Source organism: Nostoc sp. NMS7 (assembly GCF_017115085.1).
Lineage (GTDB): Bacteria > Cyanobacteriota > Cyanobacteriia > Cyanobacteriales > Nostocaceae > Nostoc.
Map to the genome: position 1 here is coordinate 89,545 of NZ_JABXKJ010000097.1, position 13,568 is coordinate 103,112.

Genomic DNA, 13,568 nt, shown 5'->3' on the forward strand with positions numbered 1-13,568 from the left:
ATCATGTTTGCCGAAAAAATTACTCGACTACTCAGCAATCATCGTCATTCCGATAATCAGACAATTCCACAGCCTTTAACAAAGCATCAGATTATTTCGCTGCTAGTTTCAAGTCTTTCTCCCAACGAATCTCAAGAAAACCTAACAGATACAATTCAAAATACCTTAAATGAATTACAAGCAGAAGGTGAAATATTAGCAGGAACGCGAAACCATTACTGCATTGCTCCTCCGATGGTTTTAGCCCAGAATAAAGAAGATTTAACAAGTTTGCTATTTCGGGGCGATCGCGCTTATTTGACTCTGGCTCATCAAGTCCTAGAAAGTCAACAAAACCCTCCAAATCCTTTAGTGTTACGCCCTCAAAGTAATCAATTTCATAGGATTAAAAACCGTCTTAATCAAGTTGGTATTCGTTTGCTGACTATTTCAGATAGTATTGAAAATTTCCCAATCCCAAGAAAACCCTTGAAATCGGAGTTGCGTTCAACTTTGACAGAAGACCCTTTTTCTATCAAAAATTGGCAAAATGGAAGCTATATTCAGCGATACGTACCCTGTAATGAAGCGCAGAAAGAACGTTGGCGCAATCCAAGCCGCGAAAGTATCAAAAATGAAGATATATTGCACTTACCCACAGGTGAATATCTCTGGTTTGAAGACCAAAATTTTTATGAATTAGAGCCAGATTTAGCTATTTTAGCCATGTTCTACCAAGACAAACAAATGGGATGTCCTTTAAAAATAATTTGGGATGAACCTCCAGGAAAGTTAAATTTGCAAGGTGTCTATTTTCCCAGTACCTATGCACGGTGGTTATGGCATATTTCTGAGCCTGGAGAAGAATACAGAACTCGAAATTTTCAATCAAAAAACTGGCCACTTGTAAAAGAAGCATTTAAACGTTTAGGAGCTAAATTAGTATGACTAAATATCTAGATCCAATTGCAGCAGTTGAACAACCCCGTGCAGACTTTATTCGCTATTTACTTACAGCTTACCCCCTACGTGACCCCCATCTCCGCTACGGTTTTAAGGAATTATTAGAGCAACCTGGAAACCTTTGGCAACATCCTTACCTCGAAGGTTCTCAGCCGTATAAATCAAGTCTTAGTATCAATGATTTGGTCGAACAAGGGGTTTTACACCCTGATATGGCAACACTATTTATACCTAGTAGCCGTTGGTTGTACGAACATCAAGAAAAAGCTATCCGCGCAGTTGTGGAACAACAGCAAAATATAGTCGTTGCAACTGGTACAGGTTCGGGAAAAACTGAGTGTTTCCTGACACCCATGCTCGATATGCTGATGAAAGAAGGAGATAATTTATCGATCGCTGGAGTGCGGGTGCTAATTTTATACCCGATGAACGCTCTGGTAAATGACCAAGTTAAACGTCTACGGCAATTATTATGTCGCCAAAAGACGACAACCAAAATCAAATTTGGATTCTACACCAGTCGCACCGAAAAGGACAGAGGTAAAGCAATAGAGTCATTAAGAGAAGAATTTGCAGCTTACGATCCAGAAGAACTGCGGCAATTATTTACCTTGGCTGAAATAGAATCTATAAAAAATGAGGAATTAATTGATAAAGCTATTGAAAAAACTAGCCAAGTGCAATTACTCTCAAGAGAAGAAATGTGGGAAGCACCACCCCATATTTTAATTACCAACTACTCCATGCTGGAGCATATGTTGATTCGACCCAAGGAGCGAGAAAAAATTTTTGAGGCTTCAGTAAATACTTTCAAAATGTTAGTAGTAGATGAAGCTCACACCTATGATGGTGCTAAGGGTAGTGAAGTTTCCATGCTGTTGGAGCGTTTTAAAGCTTCCGTAGGTGTGGAACAAAAAGGTAAAATTCGCTGCATCGCTACCAGTGCCAGCTTAGGAGATGCTTCGGTTGATGATAAAGTTATCGCATTTGCAGGAGAGTTTTTTGGTGAAACTTTTAGTCAAGTAATTCGCGGTCAGCGTCTCAATGCCAAAGACCGATTAGGCAAACCTTATACCCTACCTGCTGCACTTACTAATGAAGAAATTATACAATATTTAAGTATTATTGAATTACCACAACAAGGTTCTCCAATTAGTTCTTGGTTTGACCCACTGAGCGCTATTGTACCCGAACAAAAACTAAAATTAGCTGAGTCGCAAGCTGATAGCGATATCCACAAATTCCTCTGGTTTGCTCTCAAGGGACATCCCTTAATACATCGACTGATTAACATACTTTGTCGCGAACCTAAACCTTGGGAAGAAATAGTTCGCTCTACAGAATTATGGGGTGTAAATCTGCCAATTAAATTAGATGGTAGCGTTGATGATACAGATGCAGAAGTTGCACTAGCTCATTTGCTGCAAATAGGTACTCTCGCTCGTGCAAATCCAGATGATTTACCTTTACTTCCTGTGAGATTGCATCTTTTATTTCGCAGTTTAGAGGGACTTTATGCCTGTATTAATCCCAAATGTTCGGGAGCCGCGCACGACCCAATTTATTCAGACCGTGAAGTACGGTATGGGCAACTTTATTTGAATGAGAAAAAAACCTGTGAATGCTGTGGTTCCCCTGTATTAGAATTGGGTAGTTGTTCTCAATGCGGTCAGGGTTATGTATTTACTCAACGTCAAGATTCGGGAGAACTAGAATCTCTACCCAGATCAATTCAAGCATTAAAGGATAGTACCAATATTTACACTTTGACTTCTGGCAATTTAGACAGTGTAACAGAAGAAGAGGAAATGGGTGAAGATGAAGAGGAACAAGAATCAACAACACTAAAAACTTTTAAATTTGAACTTCAGAAGCACGGCTGGATTGGTAAACTTCCAGATGAAGCGTTTACAAACAAAGTAACACCAGAAAATGAATTTAATTTAGCATGGCATCACAAAAAAAATGATGAGGATGAAGGCGGTTGTTATTTAAACAGATGTGCTGCTTGTGGTGCTGGAACTGGACGCACTACTCTAGCAATTAATCGATTTGTAACTTATACAGATGGCCCATTAGAGGCGATGCTTGATAGTCTATTTGAACTACTACCCGAAACAGAAAAGACTGATAAAAACTCTTCAAAGCGGAAAATACTTACCTTTTCCGATGGTCGTCAAGATGCAGCCTTTTTTGCCTCTGACTATCAACGTACCCATACCGAAATGCTATACCGCCAGATGCTTTGGCAAGCATTTAACCAGGTAAAAAATACTGAAGGTATTACATCTGTTAATCAAGTAATTCACCAACTGAAAGCAGACTTTTTAGAATTTTATATTCCTCACCCTGACCGAAAATCTGATGTAAATTATAAAAGCTACCGTCCTAACGATCCAGAAGAGGAACCTAAAGATAGAAAAAATAAAATAGATGCGGAAGATTTAGCTCAGAAACGAGCTAAGGAAATATTAGTTAAGGAATTTGCTCTTTATTTTAACCGTCGTTTAACCTTAGAAGCATTTGCATTGTTAACTTGTCATATAGAATTGGAGAGGCATTTAATAGAGTCAGTTGCTGGTAAATTTGAAATCAGCAATGATGAGGCACAGATTTTCTTGACAGTTATTACTGACATCATCCGTCGCACAGGAATTGTTAGCATTGAAGGCTCATCCAGCTACTTTCAAGAAACCGGAGGCGATGGTCGCCGTCCCGAAATGATAGATGCTCAGGGTAAGTCTAAAAATTACCTATTTTTAGAAAAATCAGATGATGACACAAAAAAATATAAAGACTCTCCCTCTTTTATGCCTTGGAAACAAGGAAAGGTGAGAAAACCACCAAATCGCTTGGGTTGGTACTTCTTACAAATATTTGGCGAAGAGGAACTTCCTAGTAAAGAAGATTTTATATGGCTTTTCCGGCAACTTCAAGACTTTGGCTTACTTGTTTCAGCTAAAAAGGGATTTCAACTCAACTGGGGACTGTTAAATATTATAGAGACGCGGCAAGATTGGTATAAATGTAATTGCTGCCAGCAGATTTTTCATGTTCCAAGTTTATCAAAAATCATTCTTGGAAAACTTAGCGTTCAAAGATGTTCGGCTTATAAATGTGGTGGTACTCTTGAGCCTTACACACCTGAAAAAATTGAACAAACCTCTGCCGAACATTACCAGCAGTATTTAATTAAACAACGCTCACCCTTGCCACTGCGATCGCAAGAACATACAGCACAGCTAGGTGTTGCGGAACTAGAAAAACGCGAAAATCGTTTTCGCCAAGGTCGCATCAATATGCTCAGTTGTTCGACAACCTTAGAAATGGGTGTAGATATTGGTGAGTTGCAAGCGGTGGTTCTTCGCAATTTCCCTCCCCATGTTAGCAACTACCAGCAACGAGCCGGACGCGCTGGACGACGCACAGATGGTGTAGCTATTACTTTAATGTACGGTCAACGTCGTCCCCACGACCGCTTTTATTTTGAGCAACCAAAAGAGTTAATTGCTGGTAGCAATCAAATTCCCAAGCTTGATTCTGCTAACTTCCAAATACAGCAGCGTCACATTCATGCTGAGTTACTAGCTGCATTTTTACGAGAAAACTGGAATCTCAGTGCAGAAGAAATAAAAATAGCAGAGTTTTTGGATTTACCACTAGAAAATCCTGCTTCCTCTGAAAATTTCACTCCTGCTGCTGAAGCCAAGATTTGTAAGTTACAACAATGGTTAAATAGTGATGAAGCAGCAGAGCTAACCGCGCAGTGGCTAACTCGGTTAGGTAGCTTTGAAAGTCAAGCAGCTATAGTGCTGAGAGGCTTTAAAGATGGGATTGAAGATTTTCAAGAGCAGCAACTTCAAGATTGGAATAGTTTAGCGGAAGATATGCTTGAACTACGAAACCGCATTACCGATCCATCTGAAACAAAAAATTTAGAGAAAATAGCCAGACTCATCGCTGGGACAAAGCGCGAACTTGATAAAGTTGGCTCTCGTCGCCTACACAACGAACTAGCGCAAGCCAGTATCCTACCAATTTATGGTTTTCCTATTGACGTAGTTCGCCTTTTGACCGGGGAAAGCAATGAGTATAATTCGGCACAAGGAAAACATCGACTAGAACGCGATCGCCGACTTGCTCTTGGTGAATATGCTCCAGACCAAGAAATAATAGTAGATGACCGAATGTACAAAAGTGTTGGCATTCTCAAACCAACAGAATTAGAACAAAAATTTTATTGGGTTTGTCAAAATTGTAATCATTTTTTAGATGCTAATACGGGAGATGAACTAGTAGAATCCTGTCCCGTCTGCGGTGATGAGCCATCCTCACCTGCGGCTAAAAAAATGAAACTTTACAAAGTTCCCAAAGCATTTACAACTGATTGGGAAAAACTTCCAGAAGTCACTCCCTATATCAAACCGCAGCGTCAACCAGTATCTCAGATTTTCTTAATAAATGATGGGGATTTATCAGAAACCTTACCACCACAATTGGGTTTGTATACTCTTACTGTTAGCAAAGGTGGAAATTTCTTTTTAGCTAATCAAGGTTCCTATGGTAAAGACAAAGGATTTGATAGAAAAGGATTTGCAATTTGTACTACCTGTGGACGCGATTTGAGCGATTTATTACCCAAAGGAGAACCGAAAAAAAGCCGAGGTAAAAAAGGAGCCAATAAAAACTCTGCAACTAGCCAACAATCATCGCAAATTCCTCATACTCATCCCAGAACAGGAAAACCATGTTCTGGCCGCTATACATTGATGCATTTGGGACATGAATTTTGTAGCGATTTACTAAAAATTGTCTTTGACTCCAAAACTGAACCCACACCCCTGTTCGGCGAAGATGGAGAACGCGAAGATGACGGCGAAATTTTTACCAATACAAAAAATCGCAACCGAGGTTTAGAATTTTGGCGTTCTCTCACCTATGCATTGTTAGCAGCAGCAGCCCAAGTAATTGACGTACCGCGTACAGAATTAGATGGGCTGTTTACGCCTCGTTCGGACAAACGCGCTAACATTATTATTTATGACAATGTGCCTGGAGGGGCAGGATACAGCCGTCGCGTTGCCGAACGCTTTGATGAAGTTTTAAAGATAGCATTAAAAATAGTTTCATCATGCAACTGTGCAACTAGTTGTTATGACTGTTTGCAAACTTACTCAAATCAGCCATTTCACAACCAATTTAACCGTCATTTAGTGGCAGATTTTCTTAGACCGATAGTTGAGCAAGTCAGTCCGGATGAAGAATTACAAAAATTTGCTCCCAACTCTAACAGAATAAGTTTGTCTCTCATCGCAGATATCTTACCAGCAATTTGCCGAGCGGCTGCACCAGATACTTTAATTTATTTACCCAAACTAACCGATGAGTTTGGTTTAAATAAAGGTTCAAATTTGCCTTGGTTAAATCTGCTTACAGATGCAGTTTACTCTATGAGAGCGATTAATAAGCCACTTGAATTAATAGTAAACCATTTGCCAGACCAGAATACACTTTCAGATGCTTCTTTAGACCAACGAAATCACCTCAAGGTTTGGCGAAAACGCTTACAACAGTTGATAGACCAAGGTTTAGTAAAACTTTATCAGGCTTGTGCTGAACATTTTCCTGAAAATTTACATCAGGATGTCCCAACTCTCTGTTTCAATAGCAACCAAAGTAATCGTATTGCACTGTCATTGCAGCAATTCTCAAACAATGAACCACAGGTATGGTTTCAAACCCGAAGCCTAGAAGGTGTTAAAACAGTTTTTAGTCGGTTAGAAAAATTACGCCAAGAAGCAAGACTTGTTCAAGCATCTGAGTTAGAAGATATAAACACTACCGTAATCTTCTTAAACCCTTCCCAAAAGGAATGGCACGGTGACTTCAGCATGTCAGAACTTAGAAATAAACTGAGATTAGAGGCTGCTTTATCTGGAAGCCAGGTGACGAAGATTATCTACCGCGATCGCTATCTGAGGGAAGAAGGGGCTTCCATTTTAGTTGAATTATTAAAATGGGGTGGATTTGATACTCAATCTCATGTCGAAATTCTCACAACTGAAGATAAGGATGCTAAGAACGCTTTTACCATAGAGAAAGAGCTTAAAAAAATATTTGTTCAACTCCAACCGAATGAAAATAATTTGTTGGTTCGAGTTAAACGCTCAGTTGATTTCAAACAATGGAGTCACCTTATTCCTCACGGTCGCGTTCTGGAAATCTACCGACAAGACGGATTGCATTATCAAGTGATTTTTGACATCGGGATGACCTTTTTAGCAAGAGAGCGCGGAAAATATCGTGTTAAATTTACTACTTATGTAGTAGTTGAGAAAACCATTTAAAATTTGAGGATGGCGAAGAATTGGCGTTGCACAATACGGGATTTCCAAATAAAAAAATATCCCATCGCTCTGAAGGCAAGGGAGCAGGGAGTAGGGAGCAGGGGAGGCAAAGCTGTAGTGAAGTCCAGAAATTGGATAATTTATTTTTTGGAGTTCCCTAGAGGGCTGTTTAGAACTCTGTATTATCCGTCAAATTCACTCCTCAATCCAGAAAACCTCTGGCTCAATTCATTGGGGCTTATTTTTGGTCAATACAATTGTTTTATGATCAATTTCAAAAACCTTCAGTATTTTCTGCTCCCACACCACTGGAGCCTTCCCCAAAAAGCCAGTCGTTATCACTGTCGGAATTTCCTTCGCCATCAACCTCTACTTCGGGTTCGAGTAGTAACTACCGCAAGTTGTTTAGACGTTGCCAGTCAACTGCAACAACTTTAGACGTTGCCAGTCAACTGCAACAACTTTAGACATCAATTAAAAATATAATCTTTAAGCGCGAGCTTCTTCCCACGAGAAGAATAATTGAGAATGTATCGCTAAGATGCAGAAACCACCTATGCCGAAAAACTGGATTATTAAAGTAGACAACTATTTCCATGCAAACCCCAATTGCATCATCGCCACCGCCCATGTGGACACGTTTCCCACAAACCTACCCCTAGAACCCAACATCCGGGAACCAAACCGCAAAAGTGCAACCTACAGACAAATCTTCGACTCTGTGACGACTCAACCAGAAAAATTCTTCTCTCGTCACAGTGGAATAGTTCTGTCAGCCAATAAAGTTAAGCCCAGCAAAAACAAAACCGAACTGGAGTTAGAAGTCTTAGAAGCTAGCGAGGGGGGTAGCGATGGCATTATCAACGGAGGTCACACAGTTTTAGCGTTTGAAAGTGCTAAAAATTACAAATATGACCTCAGCCTTGCCAGAGTCAAAGTTACCATCCACATCGGACTCCAAGAAGAGGAAGCTAAAGATATCGCTCTCGCATCCAATACCACATCGCCAGTGGATTCTCGCTCCAAAGTCAACGCTAGGGGAGATTACAAATTCATCAAGCAGTATTTAGCCCAGTTAGAAAGAGCAGAAGATAGAAAATTTAGAATCGCCTATTACCAAAACCAAAGCGGCGCTCCTAGAAATGCTCAGTGTAATGTTAACCACTTGTTTAAGCTTCTAAACTGCCTCGACAGAAATAGATACAATCCCGACGGCAATAAACGAAGCAAGCACCCTACAGGTACGAACACCCCAAGCCAAATCACAGACACTGAGAGAGAAAGATTAACTCTTCTATTGCCTCTACTTCCCAAAGCTCTGTGGATTGAGCAAAGACTGTACGAAATCATCCAAGAACATATCAGCAACCCCAGAAGAAAGGGTGTTAACGACTTAGCATCAATTGATACACGCAAAAGTACCCTGCTTCCCGACAGCAAGTACTCGTTTGGGTTTGGTGCGCCAACTGACCTGGCACTACCCATAATTGCATCCTATCGGGTATTCCTAGACCAAGACTATAACTGGATTATTCCTTTTGAGGAATTTGCTGAAAACTTTCTCCAACACCTGTGGGTTAACTATTACCGTAAATACTTGATATCGGAGAAAACAGCAGGAAATACAGTGGGGACTAAAATTTGTCGTAACTCAGAAATTTGGGAAAGTCTGTACATTTCGGCCCAAAGTTATTTAAACCAACATTTGGTGAAAATTGTCAATTCCGCCAAGCGTGAAGAATTAACGCTCACACAAGGCTAAAATCTCCACTAAATAATTACAGCAGATTTCAAGTCAGGTGAACTACACCAAGTGTTCTGCTGCGGGGACACCTGGTGCTTTCAAGCATAGAAGAAAGGCGCAGGCGAATTTATTCTCTACGAGACGCTGCGCGTTAAGCGTAGCTATGCCGCAGGCTTTACGCCGTCCCCATTCTTCAATTCCCATGCTTAAGTTAACGGTAGTTCAGCACCGGAGTCTTCCCCAAAAAGCCAATCGCCATCACTGTTTGAATTTACCTCGCCATCCACTTGAAGATTTAAAGAAGGCACCAACTGTTCAATTTGGCTTTCAAGCCGGGAGAGCGCCAGCGCCAAAGAAGCAAGTTGCTCCCTATCCTTCTTAATTTCATTTGAAATCCCCACCCGCAATTGATTTAACCGTTCCTGGAGCGTATGCACTTCCGTTTTGGTCGCAGAAGGAATACTCACTTTCTCTGACAGGGCGGCGATTTGAGCTTTCAAAGCTTCAATTTCGGCAGCAGTTGCACTATCTGCACTATCGGGACTCTCTTCAAAGAGTGCATTTCTAATACAATCCAGCACAAACTCTTTAAAAGTTAAGCGCAAATCCTCAGCACGCTGCTTGGCCTGCTTCACCAACTCCCGGTCTTCTTCTGACAGAAGTTTTATATTTATCTGCGGATATTCCACCAGTCCCTCGCGCTTTTGTTGTGGAGAAGTGATTTCTAACCAGTTCTTTAACCATTTGCTTCGAGTTCTAATATTTACTCACTCCCCCTACCTCTCTATCTCCCACTACTATCATCGCATACAGGATATCCGCGTATATACGATATAGATGATTCTAGATGGGCAATTGGATCGTGTCTGGGAAACAACTATCATAAAGATACCGGGAATTGTTATTCTCGGCATCATAATTATCAGTGGGGGTTGGGGATTTATCTTATGGAAAATTTACCTGTATTAAGCGTGGAATCACTTGCTGTGGAGATGGTGACTCTGCCGCTTGATGAAGCTCGGGTTGCGCTTGTGGATTATTATTTTCCCAACCGCCAGAGAATTAATTCGACGGAGCAGCTAATTGAGCTATGGGTGCATTCTGTCACTATTAAAAGCGACCAAACGCGACGGGCATATCGGCAAATTGGTTATGAGCTTGCTGATTATATGCAGTCGCGGTTTGGGATATCTGATTTGAGGATGGTAACGTTATTCCATCTACACGCAAATCTTGCTTGGCTAAAGGATGAAAAGCCAGTACGGGGACAGAAAAATACTTATGGAATTAGTAAAAATACGGCGGCTAAATACACGGCGGCGATTAAAAGTTTGTGGGAGTGGGGTACTAGGGCTTCTATTGGTTATTTTGCTATCGACTTGGGCAAGGACTTAAGTATCCAGTGGGACGATAAGCTCGCAGAGCGGATTCTGTCGGAACGCGAGATTGCTAAGTTGGAAAAAGCGGCGATTGAAGTAGATTTGCAACACAACACTAATAAGATGCATTGGCTGCTGTTGACTCTCGTCTTTTACAGTGGAGTGAGGGCGGGAGAAATTGCGCGGCAAACTTCTGATTATGGTAAGCGCATAATTACGCCGGGGTTATTTTGGCGGCAGTTTCGGGAGGATGGGGATTGTCTATTGTTAACTGTGACGGGGAAACGAAATAAAACCAGAACTATTAGTCTCGATCCGGAGACGAGTGCGGTGCTACTGGATTACCGTGGCGATGCCAGCAATGATCAGCCGGTGTTTCCTAGTCCCAGTCGTCGAGACAGAGGTAAACCTCTAAGCGATCGCGGATTGCGGTTGATGATGGCGTCCATTTCTGCTAGTGCGGGAATTAAGTTCAGCGCCCACTTTCTGCGCCACACCCACGCGACGCTGGCTAAGAAAAATGGAGCTTCTGATTTTGACTTGCAAGCAGATTTGGGCCATGCTTCGCCTGCGACGACTGCAAAGTACATTCACCATGTCGGGCGTGTTGGGACTTCTCACGCACTGCGTAAAAAAAGCAAACATCGGTAAAAAAGCAATCGCACTCATGCGCTCCAAAATGATAGTGTCAAGGTAGTTATCTTTTCGGGATGACGCGCTCACTCAGCCGCGTCCAGTCTCGTTTTACCTAGACATTACCTAGACATGAGCCAAACAGGGAAAAACAAGAAGCTGGCATCTTTTAACTGCGACCAAAAGATGTGGGAGCAGTTTATCGCCCGTTGTAAGTCGAAAGGGACGACGGCAACAGCCACGCTGACCCAATTTATCGAACTTTACCTAGATGATATAGATAACCTTGATGCAATTGGTGGCGATAATTTAGATAAACGCTTGGACTCTAAGATTAAGGCAAGTGTTGAGGAATACTTAGTTGTTGGCAACAATAGTCACCCCAACCCGACCAATGAAACGATATTAGCTATTTGCTCACGACTTGATAAGCTGGAGTCACAGTTTTCAAGTGAATCTAATAGCAAGGAAACCACAGCAATCCATAATCTCGCCGATTTATCACAAAAAATTGAGGGGATAACAGCCCGAATGACACAGTTTACTGAGGCGATTATTAAAATTCAAAATCATCTCAACAACCAACCGAGGCGGGGCAATAAATCGTACTACAACAATTCATCCTTCAAAGTGCATACTCCCCGAATGCAACCATTAACCGAAGAAGGTTTAGCTTCAAGACTTGGTGTCAGTGTAGAAACTGTACGCGAACAGCGAATTAAGTTGCACCCACCGCTTTTTGTGGCATGGTGCAAGGGCAAGGATAAATCGGGTATGGGGTGGGAATTTAACGAAAATACGGGATTATATCATCCGGTAAGTTAGGATTTTTATTAATTTTAAATACGCCTACACACTTGTTGATTTTTGGCATAACACCAGTTTAATTTCTCTCACGAGTGCTAGATATTTTTTTGCTCAAAATAGCAGCTTTAAATATTAATATTATTGAAAGCGTAATAAATATTCTTTTGTACTTAGGAGATAGTTAGGCGAGTCAGGAGAATAAGGAGACTGATAAAGAACACTTGCGCCTTTTGATAGGATTAAAGGCTCAATCTCTTCGACTTTATGTGCTGGAACATTACCCATAACAACTACAGCACCCGACCATAATTGAGGAAGTAAACACTTTTCGATAGCTAATAGCTCATAGAGCCTGAAAAGTCTTTTAAATCATACTCGTGATACAATTAAACTTAAAACTATCTATAAAAACGAAAGCGTACTTTTACAAGTGCAATCACTTATGTTTAAGCTTATGGTCGTATGGGAAAAGGAGCAAATGATACTGGACTGTCACGTTATCATCTGATTCGAGCCTGTGAGGACAGCCTGCGACGATTAGACACAGATTACATCGACCTCTATCAAGTTCATGGTTTCGATGCTCTGACTCCACTAGAAGAAACGCTTCGCGCCTTAGATTCACTTGTACGTAGTGGTAAAGTTCGCTACATTGGCTGCTCTAATTATTCAGCTTGGCATTTAATGAAGGCGCTGTCTGTATCAGAGCGTTTGAACTTGGAGCGCTATGTGTCACAACAGGTTTATTACTCGCTTGTGGCGCGAGAGTTGGAATTTGAACTAATTCCTCTTTCTTTAGATCAAGGTGTGGGTATCTTGGTGTGGAGTCCGCTTGCTTTTGGTTTTCTCTCAGGTAAGTATCGCCGTGGTCAGTCCCAACCGGAGGGGACGCGACGAGCAAAAATCGGTGATATTGGCACTGTCAGTGACCTGGAAAAGGGATACGACATTGTGGAAGTTCTGCACGAAGTGGCTAATAACCGTGGTGTCAGTGTTGCTCAAGTCGCACTCAACTGGCTGTTACGTCAGTCTGGTATTACATCCGTTATTATCGGAGCGCGGAATGAACAACAACTTCGAGACAACCTTGGTGCCGCTCAGTGGGAGCTAACATTAGAGGAAGTAAATCGGCTCAATCAGGTTAGCGCCAACGCGCCAATCTATCCTTACTGGCATCAGCGCAAGTTCGGGGCTGAACGCATTCCACAATAAAAATATCCCAGTTGCGATCGCATGAAGGCAGTGAGCTTGGTGCGATCGCTTTGGTGGTTTGTCACACGTCCCTTTTTAAATTCCAAAGGCATTAGGTGGTTATCTTTTTCTTCCACCGCATTAATAATGCCATTAACCAAAAGGCGATGGCTTCACACCCACTGATGTCGGTAAAATATAAACGATTTAGTTATGAGTCTTTCAATATCTTGAACTTCATCAGCTTGTGTAACTTCAAAACGTAACCATTCAGGGGAGTGGCAGATACAGAAGTTCCCGCTATTGTGAGGTACGTTCTCAGTCCTGAAAGGGTATAAGAGATAGCAGGAAGGGGAGAAACTGTACTTCATAACAGCAGAAAGCGCTGTAATTACGCCATCCTTTATCTACAGAATTGGTGTAGTCCGGTGTCACCATCAGTTGCAACTGCGATCACTCTTTGGTAAAACTGGATGGATGATGCTGTGTAGAGCGGTAACTAAGATAAAATTGTTTTGGCAGTAG

10 protein-coding genes are annotated in these 13,568 nt (G+C 41.6%); 7 read left to right on the forward strand and 3 right to left on the reverse strand.

Annotated elements, in window-relative coordinates:
• The first annotated feature begins 3 nt into the window (after positions 1-3).
• The 4 genes from HWQ38_RS10490 to HWQ38_RS10505 all read left to right on the forward strand — a co-directional run bounded on the left by HWQ38_RS10490 (position 4) and on the right by HWQ38_RS10505 (position 9,051).
• Positions 4-927, forward strand: coding sequence for a hypothetical protein (locus HWQ38_RS10490; protein WP_292792972.1), 924 nt, complete (start codon positions 4-6; stop codon positions 925-927).
• Entirely contained in the window at positions 924-7,289 is a 6,366-nt protein-coding gene (locus HWQ38_RS10495) for a DEAD/DEAH box helicase (protein ID WP_292792974.1), read from the forward strand. The genes HWQ38_RS10490 and HWQ38_RS10495 overlap by 4 nt, the downstream gene beginning before the upstream one ends.
• 264 nt (positions 7,290-7,553) lie before the next feature.
• Entirely contained in the window at positions 7,554-7,727 is a 174-nt protein-coding gene (locus tag HWQ38_RS10500) for a hypothetical protein (RefSeq protein WP_292792976.1), read from the forward strand.
• Between the two features lie 118 nt (positions 7,728-7,845).
• Positions 7,846-9,051 carry an AIPR family protein gene (locus tag HWQ38_RS10505; RefSeq protein ID WP_292792998.1) on the forward strand — a complete coding sequence of 402 codons (1,206 nt, stop codon included), beginning with the start codon at positions 7,846-7,848 and terminating at the stop codon, positions 9,049-9,051.
• 42 nt (positions 9,052-9,093) lie between these two features.
• On the opposite strand, the gene HWQ38_RS10510 is transcribed toward HWQ38_RS10505, so the two are convergent.
• The gene (locus HWQ38_RS10510) at positions 9,094-9,237 is read right to left on the reverse strand and encodes a hypothetical protein (protein WP_292792978.1); all 144 of its coding nucleotides are present in this window, start codon (positions 9,235-9,237) and stop codon (positions 9,094-9,096) included.
• 2 nt (positions 9,238-9,239) lie between these two features.
• On the reverse strand, positions 9,240-9,722 hold the full coding sequence (locus HWQ38_RS10515; RefSeq protein WP_292792980.1) for a hypothetical protein: 483 nt from the start codon (positions 9,720-9,722) through the stop codon (positions 9,240-9,242).
• A gap of 258 nt (positions 9,723-9,980) precedes the next feature.
• Here HWQ38_RS10515 and HWQ38_RS10520 point away from each other — a divergent pair, with 258 nt between their 5' ends.
• The 3 genes from HWQ38_RS10520 to HWQ38_RS10530 all read left to right on the forward strand — a co-directional run bounded on the left by HWQ38_RS10520 (position 9,981) and on the right by HWQ38_RS10530 (position 13,064).
• Positions 9,981-11,063, forward strand: a complete 1,083-nt coding sequence (locus tag HWQ38_RS10520; RefSeq protein WP_292792982.1) for a site-specific integrase — start codon at positions 9,981-9,983, stop codon at positions 11,061-11,063.
• A 114-nt stretch (positions 11,064-11,177) separates the two neighbouring features.
• Entirely contained in the window at positions 11,178-11,870 is a 693-nt protein-coding gene (locus tag HWQ38_RS10525; protein WP_292792984.1) for a hypothetical protein, read from the forward strand.
• A gap of 444 nt (positions 11,871-12,314) precedes the next feature.
• Positions 12,315-13,064 carry an aldo/keto reductase gene (locus HWQ38_RS10530; protein ID WP_292792986.1) on the forward strand — a complete coding sequence of 250 codons (750 nt, stop codon included), beginning with the start codon at positions 12,315-12,317 and terminating at the stop codon, positions 13,062-13,064.
• On the opposite strand, the gene HWQ38_RS10535 is transcribed toward HWQ38_RS10530, so the two are convergent.
• Complete coding sequence (locus HWQ38_RS10535; RefSeq protein ID WP_292792987.1) at positions 13,028-13,204, reverse strand: hypothetical protein; 177 nt, start codon at positions 13,202-13,204, stop codon at positions 13,028-13,030. The two genes, HWQ38_RS10530 and HWQ38_RS10535, sit on opposite strands and share 37 nt — an antisense overlap.
• Positions 13,205-13,568: the final 364 nt, after the last annotated feature.

What these genes read in the sequence shown, in the direction of transcription:
- HWQ38_RS10510 (WP_292792978.1), bottom strand. Translation starts at nt 9,237, where the DNA reads ATGGGAATTGAAGAATGGGGACGGCGTAAAGCCTGCGGCATAGCTACG.
- HWQ38_RS10505 (WP_292792998.1), top strand. Translation starts at nt 7,846, where the DNA reads ATGCCGAAAAACTGGATTATTAAAGTAGACAACTATTTCCATGCAAAC.
- HWQ38_RS10525 (WP_292792984.1), top strand. Translation starts at nt 11,178, where the DNA reads ATGAGCCAAACAGGGAAAAACAAGAAGCTGGCATCTTTTAACTGCGAC.
- HWQ38_RS10500 (WP_292792976.1), top strand. Translation starts at nt 7,554, where the DNA reads ATGATCAATTTCAAAAACCTTCAGTATTTTCTGCTCCCACACCACTGG.
- HWQ38_RS10520 (WP_292792982.1), top strand. Translation starts at nt 9,981, where the DNA reads ATGGAAAATTTACCTGTATTAAGCGTGGAATCACTTGCTGTGGAGATG.
- HWQ38_RS10490 (WP_292792972.1), top strand. Translation starts at nt 4, where the DNA reads ATGTTTGCCGAAAAAATTACTCGACTACTCAGCAATCATCGTCATTCC.
- HWQ38_RS10495 (WP_292792974.1), top strand. Translation starts at nt 924, where the DNA reads ATGACTAAATATCTAGATCCAATTGCAGCAGTTGAACAACCCCGTGCA.
- HWQ38_RS10530 (WP_292792986.1), top strand. Translation starts at nt 12,315, where the DNA reads ATGGGAAAAGGAGCAAATGATACTGGACTGTCACGTTATCATCTGATT.